Annotated in this window: 1 pseudogene; it reads left to right on the plus strand. The window is 53.5% G+C overall.

The features are described from left to right. Positions 1 to 226 (plus strand): annotated as a pseudogene (locus DWV53_RS16335) (toprim domain-containing protein); the annotation flags it as partial.

Raw genomic sequence — 226 nt, forward strand, 5'->3', positions numbered from 1 at the left:
CCCCATGTACGCCCGACCGACTTTTCTTTCCCTCAGCAAGCTTCCGAGCCGAGTTTTGAGAGATTGGAGGTTAGGGAACTCAACCACCCTGCACTCCTACGCTATCTGAGCGAGCGGAATATTGACCTGTGCATCGCCCGAAAGGAATGTGTGGAACTCCACTTCTCGCATAATGGCAAGAACTACTTCGCCATCGGCTTCAAGAACAAGTCGGGCGGTTACGAGG

It is taken from the genome of Segatella copri (assembly GCF_003465495.1).
Classification (GTDB): domain Bacteria; phylum Bacteroidota; class Bacteroidia; order Bacteroidales; family Bacteroidaceae; genus Prevotella; species Prevotella copri_G.